Origin of the sequence: Rhodomicrobium sp., assembly GCF_047605405.1 — a bacterium.
Classification (GTDB): Bacteria; Pseudomonadota; Alphaproteobacteria; order Rhizobiales; family Rhodomicrobiaceae; genus Rhodomicrobium; species Rhodomicrobium lacus.
Genome location: NZ_JASGFR010000013.1, coordinates 1 through 15,821, shown reverse-complemented (window position 1 = coordinate 15,821; position 15,821 = coordinate 1). Strand labels below are relative to the sequence as shown.

Below are 15,821 nucleotides of genomic sequence, written 5' to 3'. Positions count from 1 at the left end.
CGGCATCGCTCGGCAGGGACAAAACAGGACATGAGGGCGCGACCGCCTTTCAATCGAGGGGTGGCCACGGTCTGTTTTCAGGGGGCTTCCGGGCGCTTCGGGGCTCGGAGCGGCAATAGGGCCTCGGCGCGAGGCTGTTGAAGGATTAGTGCATGACCACGGAAATCGTCGTTCCCACTCTTGGCGAGTCAGTCACAGAAGCGACCATCGGCCGATGGTTCAAGAAGCCGGGCGACGCCGTGAAGGCCGATGAAGCTCTGGCCGAGCTTGAGACCGACAAGGTCACGCTCGAAGTGAACGCGCCCGCAGCCGGTGTCATCGCCGAAATTCTGGTAAAGGAGGGTGAAACCGTCGGCGTCGGCGCTCTCCTCGGCACGATTGCGGAAGGTGCCGGTGCTGCCGCGAACGGAGTTTCCAAGGCCGCCGAAAAACCTGCCCAGGCCCCTGTCGCTTCCGCCGCTCAAGCTGCCACTCCCAGCCCCGCTCAGGCCGCTTCGCCCCGCTCGCCGAACGTCGACGTGCTTGCGCCGTCCGTCCGCCGTATCGCGGAGGAAACAGGCATCAATCCCGCAGCGGTTTCGGGAACGGGCAAGGACGGTCGCGTGACCAAGGGCGACATGCTCTCCGTGATCGAAGGCGGTGCTGCCTCCACCCCGCCGTCGGCCGCGCCAGCCGCTTTCTTCGAAAAGATCGCCGCGCCGGCTCCCGCTCCGCGTCCCGCCGCGCCGCGCACCCTCGAAGCGCGCGAGGAACGCGTGCGCATGACGAAGCTTCGCCAGACCATCGCTCGCCGTCTGAAGGAGGCCCAGAACACCGCCGCCATGCTCACCACCTTCAACGAGGTGGACATGTCGACGATCATGGACCTGCGCAACCGCTACAAGACGATCTTCGAGAAGAAGCACGGTACGAAGCTCGGCTTCATGGGGTTCTTCGTGAAGGCGGTGCTGCATGCTCTGCACGACGTCCCGAGCGTGAACGCGGAGATCGACGGCGACGACATCATTTACAAGAATTTCTATCACATCGGCATCGCGGTCGGCACGGATCGCGGCTTGGTGGTGCCGGTCGTGCGCGACGCGGACCAGAAGTCCATCGCCGACATCGAGAAGGAGATCGCGGGCTTTGGCCTGAAGGCGCGCGACGGCAAGCTCAGCCTTGAAGAAATGCAGGGTGGCACCTTCACCATCTCGAACGGCGGCGTCTACGGCTCGCTCATGTCGACGCCGATCCTGAACGCGCCGCAATCGGGCATTCTCGGCATGCACAAGATCCAGGAACGGCCCGTCGTCGTGAACGGCAAGATCGAGATCCGCCCGATGATGTACCTCGCGCTGTCCTACGATCACCGGCTCGTCGACGGCAAGGAGGCCGTGACCTTCCTCGTGCATGTGAAGGACGCGCTGGAAGATCCGCAGCGTCTCATTCTCGACCTTTAGAGCGCCGCCATCGGCGCGGGCGCTTCTTCGTGCCGATGGCGTTTCGCAACGCCTCGCGCTTGAGGCGCGGGTAATCGGCGACATACATTGCGGGCGGCACATGCCCGGCGACCTATGGAGACACGCATGGCTGATGCGTATGACCTTATCGTTATCGGAAGCGGCCCCGGCGGCTATGTCTGCGCCATCCGCGCGGCACAGCTCGGGCTCAAGACCGCGATCGTGGAAAAGAACCCGACCTTCGGCGGCACTTGCCTCAATGTCGGCTGTATCCCCTCGAAGGCGCTGCTGCACGCGTCCGAGCTTTACGAGGAGGCGGGCCACGGCTTTGCGGCCATGGGCATCAAGGTAAAGCCTGAACTCGATCTCGCGGCGATGATGAAATACAAGGCCGAGGGCATCGAGGGTAACGTCAAGGGCGTCGAATATCTCCTGAAGAAGAACAAGATCGCCTCATATCGCGGTACGGGCCGCCTTGCGGGCGCGGGCAAGGTTGCGGTTACGTCGGCCGACGGTTCGGTCGAAACGCTCGCGACGAAGGCCATCGTCATCGCCACCGGCTCCGATATCGTGCGCTTGCCCGGCATCGAGATCGACGAGAAGCGCGTCGTCTCCTCCACCGGCGCTCTCGACCTCGATACGGTTCCCGAGCATCTCGTCGTCATCGGCGGGGGCGTGATCGGCCTCGAACTGGGGTCTGTCTGGCGCAGGCTCGGCGCGAAGGTGACAGTCGTCGAATTCCTCGACCGCATCCTGCCCGGCATGGACAATGAGGTGGTCAAGAGCTTCCAGCGCATCCTCGAAAAGCAGGGCGTGGCCTTCCGCGTCAGCCAGAAGGTGACGGGCGTCAAGGCAAACGGCAAAGGCCCGCTCAAGGTTGCGGTCGCGCCGGCTTCGGGCGATGGCGCGGCTGAGGAGTTCGAGGCGAGCCACGTGCTCGTCGCCGTCGGCCGCGTGCCCTACACCGAGGGGCTCGGTCTCGAAGAAGCGGGCGTGGCCATCGACAACAAGCGCCGCATCGTCGTCGACGATCATTTCCAGACAAATGTTCCGGGCATCTATGCCATCGGCGACGTGATCCGCGGGCCCATGCTTGCGCACAAGGCGGAGGACGAGGGCGTTGCCGTCGCCGAAAACCTCGCGGGCAAGGCCGGTCATGTGAATTACGGCGTCATCCCCGGTGTGATCTATACCTATCCCGAGGTTGCGAGCGTCGGGAAGACGGAAGAGAGCCTGAAGGCGGCGGGCGTCGAATACACGGTCGGCAAGTTCCCGTTCACGGCGAACGGTCGCGCCAAGGTCAACCGGCAGACCGAAGGTTTCGTCAAGATTTTGGCGGACGCGAAGACGGACCGCGTGCTCGGTGTGCATATCCTCGGACCCGACGCAGGCAACATGATCGCGGAAGCGGCGGTGCTCATGGAGTTCGGCGGCTCGGCGGAGGATCTGGCCCGCACCTGCCACGCGCATCCGACTTTGCCGGAAGCGGTGAAGGAAGCCGCGCTCGCCGTCAGCAAGCGGGCGCTGCACATCTGAGAAGCATGCCTCCGGCGCTCGCGGGGACGCGGGAACGGAGGCGAGTTTTCTCGGAACCCGGATCTCGTCTTGTCGTCGGGCGGGTCGAGAAGCCCCATGCGTCGTGCGTCGATTCGCGTCGTAATCCGGACACGCCGCTGCTCGGGCTTCCGCCAGCCAGCATGCTGCAAGATCCGCGTGGCAGGTTTCAGGTGTGGCGCATCGATGGCCGCTCACAAGAATTTTGGCGCTGACACTCCCGGTTTTTCGCGAGGTCACCTTTTGATCGCCTTTCGCTTTTATGCCCGGCTGGCCGCGCGCGTACGCTCGTCGGCGCCGATGGCGTGAAGCCGGGATCGCGTCATCGGAAGCGTAAAGCGGCGGCGGCCGGGGGATCGCCGCCGAGTCCACAAGCAAGAGGATGCCAACCGCGCCGACGCGGGACGGATCGAGGAAGACGGATGAGATTTCGCTTTGCGTTCTGGCTCGCTTCCCTGTTGGCTGTCGCCGGGACGATGCCCCTGTCACAAGCTGTCATCGCGCAAGGCTTCGGCCAGCCGACGCGGGCCCCGACCAATATCCTGGGCCGCAACTATCCCGGCAAGATCGTCAAGATCGAGGTCGACAGCATCACCGTCAATCTGCGCGAGGGTGGCCCGCAAACGGTGCCTTACTCCGACATCTGGCGACTCAGGCGCTCGTTTGCCTCCGACGAACCGAACGGCTCGTCCATCGTGGATTTCGGCAACAACCGCATCTTCATCGCAACCCCGTTCGATGGACTTGTCGCCGAAGTGAGCAAGAAGTTGCCGCTTACGAAGTTTACCGCTCCCAACGGCGATACGATCTACCTCGTATCGAACAAGGTGACCGACGTGAGCCGCGCCATTCCGGGCCTCCACAATCCCGCAAGCAACACCGTGATCGGCATGCGCAATGGCTCGCAGCAGGTGCTTGAAACGATTGCGGATACGAAGAAGTTCATCGCGGCGGCCAGCGTTCAGAGATAAACTCGCACGGGTCAGGCATTGCGCCTGCTGGCGTCGAGCCGTAACCATCCGGCGAAAGCTGTCGGTATGCGCGGCGGACACGCCGCGTCAGCCAGTTTGCCGCTGCCGCGTAGCTGCACAGCGAGGGAGTCTGCCATGTGGCGCGTCGGGGTGGATCTGGGGGGCACGAAGATCGAGGCGCTCGCCCTGTCACCCGCGGGCGAGGAGCGCGCGCGGTTGCGCATTGCGACGCCGCGCGGCGATTACGGGGGTACGCTCGATGCGATTGCAGCGCTCGTCGCGCGCTGCGTCGACGGCCTGGCGGCTGACGACATTGCGGGCGTGGGCGTCGGTATTCCCGGCAGCCTTTCGCCCATGACCGGCATCGTCCGCAACGCCAATTCGACCTGGCTCAACGGGAAGCCTCTGCATCGCGATCTTCAGGCACGTCTGCCGTGGCCCTGTGTCGTCGAAAACGACGCGAACTGCTTCGCCCTCTCCGAGGCGGCGGATGGCGCGGGCGCGGGCTATGGCACCGTTTTCGGCGTGATCATAGGCACGGGTGTCGGCGGGGGAATCGTGATCGGCGGTCGTTCGCATCGGGGATTGAATGCGCTTGGCGGCGAGTGGGGGCACAACGCGCTTCCCTGGCCGGATGCCGATGAATGGCCCGGCGAGTCCTGCTATTGCGGCAAGCGCGGCTGTATCGAGACGTTCCTGAGCGGCCCCGCGCTCCAGCGCCAATATGCGGCGCTTTCGGGTGAAAACGTCGATGCCAGGACGATTTCGGAGCGAGCGGAGGCAGGCGATGCGGCGGCCATCGCAGCGCTCGCAGCCTATTCGCGGAGACTGGCTAAGGCGCTCGCTTCGGTTGTGAACACCCTCGATCCCGACGTCGTTGTGTTTGGTGGAGGGATATCCAACATCGACGCAGTTATTTGCCGCGCCGCGCGCGATTTGCCCGATTGGGTGTTTTCCGACAGTTTCGCCACACCATTGCTGAAGAATCGCTGGGGAGATTCCAGCGGTGTAAGGGGCGCAGCTTGCTTAATATACTCGGGTAACGCCGTATAGACACGATGTTACCCGAGCAGTATTTCTTCAAAACGGAACGTTATTACAGGTTGGTGCTTACAAACCAAGTATGCCCGATTGATAACGCGCGGGCCAATGGAAGGCATCACCTGTTCGGATGAAAATTGGTATAGGCGGCTATGTTTGCTCGCTATTGTTGCATTACGGTTACATACGGAAAAGGTGATTTGTCGCAGGCGCACAGTGTGCAGGTGTGTTTTGGATTGCTTCGTTGCGGCGTTGCGACAGCCGGTTGCGGCTCCCCGCCGATGGGAGGCAGGGCGATCGCCCAGGCGGGCTTGGGCCGTCGCGCAAGGAGGGGCGCAGTCGGTCCGGCGCGCCGTTCAAACTTCAGTCGTCAGGAAAAGATCTTCCCGCGCTTGTCGAGGCGTTGCAGCACGGCCGGAGTGACTTCGGTCAAATCCTCGGCGATGAGCCCCGGACCGTAAGTCGTCGCAAGCTCGCCATGGATCCAGACCGCCGCAGAAGCCGCGTCGAAAGCTGCCATTCCTTGCGCGAGAAGGCCGGTAACAAGGCCCGCGAGAACATCGCCGGAGCCCGCCGTCGCGAGCCATGGCGGTGCGTTCTCGCTGATCGCGGCCAGCCCGTCCGGCGCGGCAACCACGGTGTCGGCGCCTTTCAGGATGATGACGGCGCCCGAAAGCTCGGCAGCGCGCCGCGCCCGTTCGAGCTTCGACACCTCGCCTTCCAGCTCCGGGAAAACCCTGCGGAACTCGCCCTCGTGCGGCGTCATGATCGTTGGCACCGGGCGTGCCTTGATGGTGTTGAAGAGTTCGACCGGCGAGTCCTCGAATGCCGTGATGCCCTCCGCGTCGAGGACGGCAACGGCGTCGCTCGCCAGCACGCTGAGAACGAGATCTCGCACCTCGGGGTCGCGTCCGGCGCCGGGGCCGATCAGCGTCGAGCGGATGCGAGGGTCGGACAGATAGTCGAGAAGCCCCGCCGCACCGTCGAACGGAGCCACCATGATCGCGGTGAGTTGGGCGGCATTGATGTAGAAGGCGGCTTTCGACGTGGCCACGGTGACGAGCCCCGCGCCTGATCGCAGCGCGGCGCGCGCCGCCAGCCGCGCAGCGCCCGTGCTCTCCATCGGGCCTGAAACCACGACAGCGTGTCCACGATCGTACTTGTGCCCGTCGAGGCGGAGCCTCGGATAATAGCGAAGCCAGAAATCGGGGTCGTTCACGAAAGTTCGCGGCGCGATGTCACCCAGCACCGATGACGGGATGCCGATATCGACGGCTCGCACATCCCCGCAATAAAGGCGCCCGGGCAGCAGCACGTGTCCGGTCTTGCGCCGGAAGAATGTAACTGTCGCCGCGGCTTTGAACGCGATGCCCCGCACGCTGCCGCGTGTCGCGTCGATGCCGGTCGGCACGTCCACGGAAACCACCGGCAGCTTGCGCGCCGTCACTTCCTCTATGATCTGCGCAACGGCGCCGCCGATGTCGTCGCGAAGCCCGGTGCCGAAGATCGCATCGACGATGATCTGCGCGCCTTCGAGGGACTGAAGCGACAAGGGTTCGATGGCCTCATCCCAGCGTCTGGCCATCTCCTTCGGATCGCGGTGCAGTTCCTCCTGCTTGCCGAGGAGGGCAAGCCGGACCTGATAGCCGCGCTCGCGCAGATAGCGTGCGCAGACGAACCCGTCGCCGCCATTGTTGCCGGGACCGCACAGCACGGTAACGCGGCTGCCACGCGGGTAGCGGCGCACCACCTCCTCCGCGACCGCACGGCCCGCGTTCTCCATCATGGTGAGCGTGGACGTCCCGGCCTCGGCAGCAAGTTGCTCGGCACGGGCCATTTCTTCGGAGGTCAGAAGTTCAAGCAAGGCGAGCCTGCGATTGCGAGGTTTTACACGGTTACCATTAGAGGGACTTGTCGGGCGAATGTAGCGAAAATTTGGGCAGGGCGAAAGAAAAGCGATGCGCGACGGGCGCTGCTGGTAAACCGCCTGGTTCCACTTCAACGCGAGATCTGACGGCCTTCCTGAGCACAGATGCCCCCGCGCCCCATTGCCGCGCGCAATCGGAATGCCTTCTGCGCAATTTTCGAGCAATGCGCCCGCTTTTTTGGCAGAATGGCCTTGTTTCGCAGGTCTTAACCTTTGTTGTCAAAGAGTGAAGCTGTTTGGCACGGGCCATGCTTGCGACGCGAGACAATGAATTTCGCCCCGTTCGGAGGAATCGATCCGTCATGAAAAAAATTGAGGCGGTCATAAAGCCTTTCAAACTTGATGAAGTGAAAGAGGCGCTTCAGGAAATCGGCCTGCAGGGCATCACGGTCACGGAAGCCAAGGGCTTTGGGCGCCAGAAGGGCCATACCGAGCTTTATCGCGGCGCTGAATATGTTGTCGATTTCCTGCCCAAAGTGAAGATTGAGATTGTGCTTCCCGAAGACATGGTCGAAAAAGCCTGCGAAGCGATCAAGAACAGCGCGAGAACCGGGCGCATCGGCGACGGAAAGATCTTTATTCTCAATGTTGAAGATGCGATCCGCATCCGCACGGGTGAAACAGGTACTGAGGCGATTTAGCCTGCTGACCTGCCTCATCAAACCAATAATATCCGAGACCACACCCTTCCATCCGGCGCAGAAGCGCTGATAACCATCTCACGGCTAACAGGACGAGGGAGTTACATGTCTAACGCCAACGAAATCATCAAGAAACTGAAGGACGAAGACATCCGCTTCGTCGACCTGCGCTTCACCGACCCGCGTGGCAAGCTTCAGCACGTCACCATGGAAGCGAGCGAGATCAACGAAGACGCGTTCGCCGATGGCGTCATGTTCGACGGCTCCTCGATCGCCGGCTGGAAGGCCATCAACGAAAGCGACATGACGCTCGCTCTCGATCCCGAGACTGCCCACCTCGATCCGTTCTTCGCGCAGTCCACGCTCGCGATCTTCTGCGACGTTCTCGAACCGTCCACCGGCGAGCGCTATGAGCGCGACCCGCGCGGCATCGCTCGCAAGGCCGAAGCCTATCTGAAGCAGACGGGCATCGGCGACACCGCCTATTTCGGCCCGGAAGCCGAATTCTTCATTTTCGACGACGTTCGCTTTTCCGCCGATCCCTACAACACCGGCTTCCGCCTCGACTCGAGCGAACTGCCGACCAATACCGGCACGGAATACGAGATCGGCAACCTCGGGCACCGTCCGCGCACGAAGGGCGGCTACTTCCCGGTTCCCCCGATCGACAGCGCTCAGGACATCCGCTCCGAGATGCTTTCGACCATCGCCGCGATGGGTGTCGCGACCGAGAAGCATCACCACGAAGTGGCTGCCGCTCAGCACGAACTCGGCATCAAGTTCGGCACGCTGACGCGCACCGCCGACGCGATGCAGATCTACAAGTACGCGATCCACAACGTCGCCCAGTCCTACGGCAAGACGGCCACCTTCATGCCGAAGCCGGTGTTCGGCGATAACGGCTCGGGCATGCACGTTCACCAGTCGATCTGGAAGAACGGTGAACCCGTGTTCGCTGGCAACGAATACGCTGACCTCTCCGAGACCGCGCTGTTCTACATCGGCGGCGTTCTGAAGCACGCCAAGGCGTTGAACGCGTTCACCAACCCGACGACGAACTCCTACAAGCGTCTGGTTCCGGGCTATGAGGCTCCGGTGCTCCGCGCTTACTCGTCGCGCAACCGTTCGGCTTCGGCCCGTATTCCGATCGTGTCGAGCCCCAAGGGCAAGCGCGTCGAAATCCGCTTCCCCGATCCGTCGGCGAACCCCTATCTCGCCTTTGCTGCGCTGCTGCTCGCAGGTCTCGACGGCATCATCAACCGCATCCACCCCGGCTCGGCCATTGACAAGAACCTTTACGACCTGCCGGAAGCGGAACTGCGCGAAATCCCGACCGTTTCGGGCTCGCTTCGCGAAGCCATCGACTCGCTCAACGCCGACCGCACCTTCCTCAAGCAGGGCGGCGTCTTCACGGACGACCAGATCGACTCCTACATCGCGCTGAAGGAAGAGGAAATCGACCGCCTTCGCCTGACGCCGCATCCGGTCGAGTTCGACCTGTACTACTCGGTTTAAGCGCGACCTGCGCGGCGCCGTGCGCCGCGCATCGTAGCCGCAGAACACGAAGGCCGGGAGCGATCCCGGCCTTTTTCGTTGGGCTCGATTGCGCCGCGCCTCTTCGATTGGCAGCGGAGCTGCAAGACGCGCGGACGGTTCCCCGTGCTCGGCATGTCCGACCGCGCGGAGGGCGCGTGTCGTCGCGGCAAGCTCGTCGGGGCGCCGACAAAAGACGCCTCGACTTCGGTCGGTGGCAGCGAGCCCGGCGCCCGTCGGCCCGGTTGAGCTTCTTCGCGGGGGACATGGTCGCGCCACATGGCGCTTCAGGCGGTGCAGGCTTGGGGATCGGTGACGCAGAGGGAACAGAGGCGTGCGCAAGAGCGTAACGCTTCGCGCGTTCGCTGGCGCCTGTCAGCCGCGCCAGTGCAGCGCGCAGAGCAGCGTGAACAGCCGCCGCGACGTTGGCGAGTCCATTCGCACCTTGCCTTCGAGCCGCTCCTGCAAGAGCTTGCTGCCGTCGTCGTGCAGCGCGCGGCGCGCCATGTCGAGCGCCTCTATGCGGCTGGGCGGCGCGGTCTTGATGGCCTCGAAATAGCTCTCGCAAATCAGGAAATAGTCCTTCACCAGTCTGCGGAACGGGTTCAGCGACAGGATGAAGGTGGCGTCGGCTTCGGCGGCGCCGTTCGTCCGCACCGCGAGGACGAGCTTCTGCTCTATCATCGCGATGTCGAGCTTGTACGGCCCTCGCGGTCCGGCAAGGAGTTCGAAGGTGTTCTCTTCCAAGAGGTCGAAGATCGCGACGCGGCGCTCGTGCTCGATTTCGAGCGCATTCGCGCCCATCGAAGCCTCATCGATGTTGACTTCGATGAGACGCGCCGAAGGGTCTGCCTCAGTTCGCTCCGGCATGGCCGTGCCTCAATCCGATCCGTTTGTTCTGACGGCAACAGACTGACGATGGCCGAACAGCCCCTCGGCCTCGGCCAAAGTCATCGTGGGGGCCGCCAGCACGCCAAGGCTTTCCCGGCTCAGCTTCAGGAGCGACGTGCGCTTCATGTAGTCGAGTACGCCCAGTCCCGATGAAAATCTCGCAGCGCGCGATGTCGGCAGCACATGGTTCGACCCGCCAACATAATCGCCCACCGCCTCGGGCGTGAAATGGCCGATAAAGATCGCGCCGGCGTTGCGGATCGCGGGCAGCATGGCTTCCGCCTCGTCGCAGGCAAGCTCCAGATGCTCGGGCGCGAGCGCATTCACAAGCGGCGGCGCTTCGTTCAACAGGTCGGACACCAGCAGCACGGCACCATGGTCGGCCCAGCTTCTGGCCGCGATCGCGCCGCGCGGCATGACGCCAAGCTGCGTGTCTACGGCCTTCGCGGTCGCCTCGGCGAGGGCGGGAGAGTCCGTGATGAGGATCGATTGCGCCGCTTCGTCATGCTCCGCCTGCGCGAGCAGATCGGCCGCGAGCCAGGCGGGATCGGCCTTGGCATCCGCAACCGCGACGACTTCCGACGGCCCGGCGATCATGTCGATGCCGACGATGCCGAAGACCTGCCGTTTGGCCTCGGCCACATACGCGTTGCCGGGGCCGACGATCTTGACCACCGGCTTGATTGTTTCCGTGCCGTAGGCGAGCGCTGCCACCGCCTGCGCGCCGCCGATGCGGTACACTTCGCGAATGCCTGCGAGATGGGCGGCGGCGAGCACGGCGGGGTTCACTTCACCCCTTGGCGTCGGCACCACCATCACGAGGCGCGGCACGCCCGCCACCTTGGCCGGCACGGCATTCATCAGGACCGAACTCGGATAGCTTGCCTTGCCGCCCGGCACGTAGAGGCCGACCGAGTCGAGCGGCGTCCAGCGGTGCCCCAACTCCGCGCCGATGGCGTCGGCATAGCGGTCGTCGGCGGGGATCTGGCGGCGGTGATGCTTCTCGATGCGTTCGTATGCGGTCTGGAGTGCGGCCTTGAGATCGGACGCGAGGCCGTCCCAGGCCGCCTCAAGCTCTTCCGGTGCGATGGCAAGGCCGGTGTGGGCGATGTTCACATGGTCGAAGCGCTCGGTAAACGCGACGAGCGCCGCGTCGCCTTGGTCGCGCACCGCAGCGACGATGGAGCGAACCGCATCCTGCACATCATGCGGCTGGTCGCGCCGTCCCTGCACAAGGGCATCGAACCGCTGCTGAAAATCAGGTTCCGTCGAACGCAAGAAGAGTGTCAAGAAAGTCGTCCCGTCTCTTTCGAGCCCCCAGTTCTGCGGGCGCTCACGATGTTGTTATCGATGTCGTTTGTTCGCCGTGTGGCGAAGCTCCATGCCTGGAAGGCTCGCGACGATCCGATGGGGAATTGCCCAGAGATCGCGCCGGATGCGCCCGCCTAGCTCGAATCCCGCACCAACTCGGCGTTGGGTGCCCCAGGCTCGGCCTCGCCCAAGGCATGCTCAGGCTTTATAGCCGTTTTCCACGCTGCGCCAAGGTCGCGCATTTCAGCCTCGATGCACTCGACATGAAGACGAAGCGCGCCGCCTCCCGCGAAGTAAAGCGTGATAAATCCGCCCGGCGGCTCGGATTCTTCGTAGGTGACGGCAAGAAGCTCGGCGAATTCCGAAGGCGCGCCGGGGCGGATATTCAGCACCTGCGCGCGTTTGACGCGTTCGAAGCGGAGCGCGCAACGGCAGCGGTGGAGTGCGGCGAGATCGCCATCGCTCTCGACTGCGGACAACCAGTCGAAGCGGTTCAGGATCGCGGCGAACCGGTGTTCTCCCGGCACATAGGCCATGTCCGCCATGCGGATCACGGCGTCCTGCAGATGGGCGGAGATGATTTTCAGATCGTCTTCGTCGAGGGCGATGAGCTTGAGGGGAGCTTTGGGTAAAGAGCCCATGACACGGAGCCTCGCTGAGTGAAATTTCACTCATGAATGAAGGCGTTCGATCTCCGCTCCGCAAGACCCAAGTTTCTCTTCGAGGCGTTCAAAACCGCGATCGAGGTGATAGACGCGGTTTACCATCGTCTCGCCTTCGGCCATCAGGCCCGCGATCACGAGCGATACCGACGCGCGAAGGTCCGTCGCCATGACTTCAGCACCGTGCAGTCGCGGCACGCCCTTGACCCGCGCCATCTCACCCTTAACCTCGATGTCGGCGCCGAGGCGCGTCAATTCCGACACATGCATGAAGCGGTTTTCGAAAATCGTCTCGCGGATATCCGAAATGCCTTCAGCCCGGCACATCAGTGCCATGAGCTGCGCCTGCAGATCGGTCGGGAAGCCGGGAAAGGGTTCCGTCTCGACGCTCACGGGGCGAAGGGCGGCACCGTTGCGTGATACGCGAATGCCGCGGTTCGTTTCGGTGATCTCGACGCCCGCGCCGCGGAGCAGATCGAGCACGCCAGGCAGAAGGTCGACGCGCGCCCCTTCGAGCGTGACGTCGCCGCCAGCAGCCGCGACCGCCATGGCGTAAGTGCCGGTCTCGATGCGGTCTGGAAGAACGGTGTGCGTCGCGCCTTCGAGTTCGTCGACGCCCTGGATATGAATAGTGGGCGTGCCCGCGCCCTCGATCTTCGCGCCCATCTTGGACAGGCAGGCCGCGACGTCGACCACCTCCGGCTCGCAGGCCGCATTCTCGATCACGACTTCGCCCTTCGCGAGCGTCGCCGCCATCAGCACATTGTGTGTCGCGCCCACGGACACTTTCGCGAAGCGCACGACGCCGCCCTTGAGGCCGCCGGGCGCGCTTGCCACCACATAGCCGCCATCGAGCTTGATATCGGCGCCAAGCGCCTGAAGGCCGGTGAGATGCAGATCGACGGGGCGCGTGCCGATGGCGCATCCGCCCGGCAGCGAGACGCGCGCCTTGCCCTCGCGCGCGAGCAGTGGGCCTAACACCCAGAAGCTTGCGCGCATGCGGCGCACCATGTCGTAAGGCGCGGTCGTGTCGACGATGTCTCGCGCCGTGAAATGGATCGTGTCGCCCTGATGGGCATGGCCGTTCGCGCGTTTGCCGTCGAAAGCCGCGTCGGTGCCGTGGTTGCGAAGAATGCGGATGAGAAGGCTGACGTCAGCGAGGTTCGGCACGTTCTTCAGCGTGACCGTCTCGGGCGTGAGCAGACTCGCGATCATCAGCGGCAATGCCGCGTTCTTCGCGCCGCTGATCGGGATGGTGCCGTTCAGGTGCCGTCCGCCGACTATGCGAATTCTATCCATGATGCCTGTCGGTTGAATGATGATGCCGTTTGCCCGGAAAAAGCGGCGTAAGCGCGGCACGCTAAACGAGCGCTGCTCCCCTAGCAAGCCGGTATAGCCCTTAATCCGTGTCGGGGCCTTCCCCCGAAGTAGTCTGTTTCGTGTCTTTTCGCCGGGCGATATTGCGACGCAGGGCGGCAGCGAGACGCTTTTTCTTCTCCTCATCGCGCGAAATCTTTGCGTCGGGCTCCGCACCCGCCGGGTTTTTCTCCTTCGCCATGTCTTCTTGCAACCCAGTCATGATGGTAGGGGCACGATTCTAAGAAAGTTCTAGCGCGATCGATCAACAGCGGCCAGTGCTGACGAAACGCTAACATATCCGAGTCTTTTCGCGGCAGTTCTTCCTTAAAGCCGGGCGACGCCGAAAGCGTTCGGGCGAAGGGTGCGCGCATCGGCTTCGGCGGCGAGCGACAGGCACAGCGAAAGCACGGCGCGCGTGTCGCGGGGGTCGATGATGCCGTCGTCCCATAGCCGCGCGGTGGCATAAAGCGCGGTCGATTCGCGGTCGAGCTGGGCCTCGATAGCCTGCGCCATCTGGCGCAGCACAGGCTCGTTCACACCGCCCGCCTTCTCGAACTTGGCGCGCGTGATGATTTCCATCACCTTCGCCGCTTGTGGTCCGCCCATCACGGCAACGCGCGCGTTCGGCCAGGAAAAGATGAAGCGCGGATCGAAGCCGCGCCCGCACATGCCGTAATTCCCCGCGCCGTATGAGCCGCCGACGAGGATCGTGAATTTAGGCACGCGCGCGTTGGCGACCGCCTGGATCATCTTCGAGCCGTGCTTGATCGCACCGCCGCGCTCGGCCGCGCTGCCGACCATGTAGCCCGTGGTGTTTTGCAGGAAGACGAGCGGCGTGCCGGTCTGGTCGCACGCTTGCATGAACTGCGCGGCCTTGGTCGAGCCGTCCGGCTGGATCGCGCCGTTGTTGCCGAGGATGCCGATCTCGAAACCGCTGATTGTCGCGAAGCCGCAGACCATTTCCGCGCCGTAGTCGCGCTTGAAATCGAGGAAGTCGGAACCGTCCACGATGCGGGCGATGATCTCGCGCACGTCGTAAGGCTCGCGCTCCGACACGGGCACGAGTCCGAGGATCTCTTCGGGGGCGTAGAGCGGAGGGGCGGCGTTGGCGCGGGCGGGCACGCGGTCCCATTTCAGTTTTGCAAGAAGATCGCGGGCGAGCTGAATGGCATGGGCGTCGTCGCGCGCCACGAATTCGCCGAGCCCGGTCACGCTTGCATGCAGATCGGTCCCGCCGAGCGCTTCGTCGGTGGTGTCTTCGCCGATGGCGGCCTTCACGAGCGGCGGCCCCGCGAGGAAGATCTTGCTGCGGTCCCGCACGAGGATCACGTAATCGGAAAGGCCGGGGAGATAGGCACCGCCCGCCGTGGACGATCCGTGCACCACCGCGACCTGCGGAATGCCCGCCGCCGAAAGCCGCGCCTGATTGGCAAAGCTGCGCCCGCCTTCCACGAACATCTCGGCCTGATAGAGGAGGTTCGCGCCGCCCGATTCGACGAGATAGATCAGCGGCAGCTTGTTTTCGAGCGCGATCTCCTGCGCGCGCAGCGCCTTGCGCAGGCCCATGGGCGAGACGGTGCCGCCCTTGATCGCGGAATCGCTCGCCGAGACGAGCACGCGCTTGCCCGACACGACGCCGATGCCGATGACGCTGCCGCCGCCCATCGCACGCGCCTCGCCGTCGTCGTCATGCATGCCGAGACCCGCGAGCGTCGACAGTTCGAGGAACGGCGTGCCCGGATCGAGAAGCCGCGTCACACGCTCGCGCGGCAGAAGCTGACCGCGCGCGGCGAACTTGTCGGCGGCCTTCGCGGAATGCGCGATGACGGCGCGTTCGGCGGCGCGAAATGCCTCGACCTTCGCCAGCATCGCCGCCGCGTTCGCTCTGAAGGCATCGGAGTCGAGCGCGATTTTCGAGGGCAGCGGCGGCATCAGCTTTCGTCCTTCGGATCGAGCACCTTCGGCTTTCCGGCGCGGTGAAAGCCGTTGAATTCGGGGGAGGGCGGACTTGTTCCCATGTCGAACAGCGGGTTGCCGAGCGGCGCGCCTCCGTCGATCTGGAGCGTTACGCCGTTGATGAAGGCCGCGCCCTCGGACAGCAGGAAGCAGATCGCGGCGGAAACCTCGGCCTCGGTGCCGAGACGGCGCAGCGGCACGTGATCCTTGAGCTTCGGAATGAGCGCCTTCACAGGCCCTTCGTAGCGGTCCATGCCCGACGACGCGATCCAGCCCGGCGCAACCGCATTCACGCGCACCCCCGCGAAAGCCCACTCGAACGCCGCCGTCTTCGTGAGGTTCACCATGCCCGCCCGCGCCGCGCCCGAATGGCCCATGCCTGGCATGCCGTTCCACATGTCGGCGGCCATGTTCACGATCGCGCCGCCGTGCTCGCGCATCGTCTGCGTGAACACCTCGCGCATCATGAGAAAGCCGCCGGTGAGGTTTGTCGCGACGACGGCCTCGAAGCCTTTTTTCGGGATCGCCATCAGCGG

The 15,821-nt window shown here is 64.0% G+C and carries 14 protein-coding genes; 6 read left to right on the top strand and 8 right to left on the bottom strand.

Translation table 11 applies throughout. From position 1 onward, the window contains the following. The first annotated feature begins 152 nt into the window (after positions 1-152). The 4 genes from odhB (at position 153) to QM659_RS07065 (ending at position 5,017) form a co-directional block, all read left to right on the top strand. Complete coding sequence (gene odhB, locus QM659_RS07080; protein WP_415187882.1) at positions 153-1,439, top strand: 2-oxoglutarate dehydrogenase complex dihydrolipoyllysine-residue succinyltransferase; 1,287 nt, start codon at positions 153-155, stop codon at positions 1,437-1,439. A 126-nt stretch (positions 1,440-1,565) separates the two neighbouring features. After that, a complete protein-coding gene (gene lpdA / locus QM659_RS07075) occupies positions 1,566-2,975 on the top strand; it encodes a dihydrolipoyl dehydrogenase (RefSeq protein ID WP_415187881.1) in 1,410 nt (469 codons plus the stop codon). Positions 2,976-3,415: 440 nt separating this feature from the next. Beyond that, on the top strand, positions 3,416-3,964 hold the full coding sequence (locus QM659_RS07070) for a hypothetical protein (RefSeq protein WP_127075472.1): 549 nt from the start codon (positions 3,416-3,418) through the stop codon (positions 3,962-3,964). A 135-nt stretch (positions 3,965-4,099) separates the two neighbouring features. After that, positions 4,100-5,017: an ROK family protein gene (locus QM659_RS07065; protein WP_415187880.1), complete on the top strand. Its 918-nt coding sequence runs from the start codon at positions 4,100-4,102 to the stop codon at positions 5,015-5,017. 358 nt (positions 5,018-5,375) lie between these two features. Here QM659_RS07065 and QM659_RS07060 read toward each other — a convergent pair whose 3' ends face one another. Further along, the gene (locus tag QM659_RS07060) at positions 5,376-6,869 is read right to left on the bottom strand and encodes an NAD(P)H-hydrate dehydratase (RefSeq protein WP_127075476.1); all 1,494 of its coding nucleotides are present in this window, start codon (positions 6,867-6,869) and stop codon (positions 5,376-5,378) included. A 365-nt stretch (positions 6,870-7,234) separates the two neighbouring features. Between QM659_RS07060 and QM659_RS07055 the strand changes: the two genes are divergently transcribed. Further along, positions 7,235-7,573, top strand: coding sequence for a P-II family nitrogen regulator (locus QM659_RS07055; protein WP_013418230.1), 339 nt, complete (start codon positions 7,235-7,237; stop codon positions 7,571-7,573). Between the two features lie 105 nt (positions 7,574-7,678). After that, positions 7,679-9,088: a type I glutamate--ammonia ligase gene (glnA, locus tag QM659_RS07050; RefSeq protein ID WP_127075478.1), complete on the top strand. Its 1,410-nt coding sequence runs from the start codon at positions 7,679-7,681 to the stop codon at positions 9,086-9,088. A gap of 393 nt (positions 9,089-9,481) precedes the next feature. On the opposite strand, the gene QM659_RS07045 is transcribed toward glnA, so the two are convergent. The 7 genes from QM659_RS07045 to QM659_RS07015 form a co-directional block, all read right to left on the bottom strand. Next, a complete protein-coding gene (locus tag QM659_RS07045; protein WP_415187879.1) occupies positions 9,482-9,976 on the bottom strand; it encodes a UPF0262 family protein in 495 nt (164 codons plus the stop codon). 9 nt (positions 9,977-9,985) lie between these two features. Next, a complete protein-coding gene (hisD, locus tag QM659_RS07040) occupies positions 9,986-11,287 on the bottom strand; it encodes a histidinol dehydrogenase (RefSeq protein ID WP_415187878.1) in 1,302 nt (433 codons plus the stop codon). A 155-nt stretch (positions 11,288-11,442) separates the two neighbouring features. After that, positions 11,443-11,949, bottom strand: coding sequence for a DUF2948 family protein (locus tag QM659_RS07035; RefSeq protein WP_127075484.1), 507 nt, complete (start codon positions 11,947-11,949; stop codon positions 11,443-11,445). A gap of 30 nt (positions 11,950-11,979) precedes the next feature. Beyond that, positions 11,980-13,269: a UDP-N-acetylglucosamine 1-carboxyvinyltransferase gene (gene murA / locus QM659_RS07030; protein ID WP_415187877.1), complete on the bottom strand. Its 1,290-nt coding sequence runs from the start codon at positions 13,267-13,269 to the stop codon at positions 11,980-11,982. Between the two features lie 100 nt (positions 13,270-13,369). Continuing rightward, the gene (locus tag QM659_RS07025; protein WP_415187876.1) at positions 13,370-13,528 is read right to left on the bottom strand and encodes a hypothetical protein; all 159 of its coding nucleotides are present in this window, start codon (positions 13,526-13,528) and stop codon (positions 13,370-13,372) included. Positions 13,529-13,653: 125 nt separating this feature from the next. Further along, the gene (locus QM659_RS07020) at positions 13,654-15,261 is read right to left on the bottom strand and encodes an acyl-CoA carboxylase subunit beta (protein ID WP_415187875.1); all 1,608 of its coding nucleotides are present in this window, start codon (positions 15,259-15,261) and stop codon (positions 13,654-13,656) included. Next, positions 15,261-15,821: SDR family oxidoreductase (locus QM659_RS07015; protein ID WP_415187874.1), on the bottom strand; the 561-nt coding region annotated here is incomplete at its 5' end. The genes QM659_RS07015 and QM659_RS07020, both read right to left, overlap by 1 nt.

Coding starts and splice junctions, on each gene's coding strand:
- odhB (WP_415187882.1), top strand. CDS start 153: ATGACCACGGAAATCGTCGTTCCCACTCTTGGCGAGTCAGTCACAGAA.
- lpdA (WP_415187881.1), top strand. CDS start 1,566: ATGGCTGATGCGTATGACCTTATCGTTATCGGAAGCGGCCCCGGCGGC.
- QM659_RS07070 (WP_127075472.1), top strand. CDS start 3,416: ATGAGATTTCGCTTTGCGTTCTGGCTCGCTTCCCTGTTGGCTGTCGCC.
- QM659_RS07065 (WP_415187880.1), top strand. CDS start 4,100: ATGTGGCGCGTCGGGGTGGATCTGGGGGGCACGAAGATCGAGGCGCTC.
- QM659_RS07055 (WP_013418230.1), top strand. CDS start 7,235: ATGAAAAAAATTGAGGCGGTCATAAAGCCTTTCAAACTTGATGAAGTG.
- glnA (WP_127075478.1), top strand. CDS start 7,679: ATGTCTAACGCCAACGAAATCATCAAGAAACTGAAGGACGAAGACATC.
- QM659_RS07045 (WP_415187879.1), bottom strand. CDS start 9,976: ATGCCGGAGCGAACTGAGGCAGACCCTTCGGCGCGTCTCATCGAAGTC.
- QM659_RS07035 (WP_127075484.1), bottom strand. CDS start 11,949: ATGGGCTCTTTACCCAAAGCTCCCCTCAAGCTCATCGCCCTCGACGAA.
- murA (WP_415187877.1), bottom strand. CDS start 13,269: ATGGATAGAATTCGCATAGTCGGCGGACGGCACCTGAACGGCACCATC.
- QM659_RS07025 (WP_415187876.1), bottom strand. CDS start 13,528: ATGGCGAAGGAGAAAAACCCGGCGGGTGCGGAGCCCGACGCAAAGATT.
- QM659_RS07020 (WP_415187875.1), bottom strand. CDS start 15,261: ATGCCGCCGCTGCCCTCGAAAATCGCGCTCGACTCCGATGCCTTCAGA.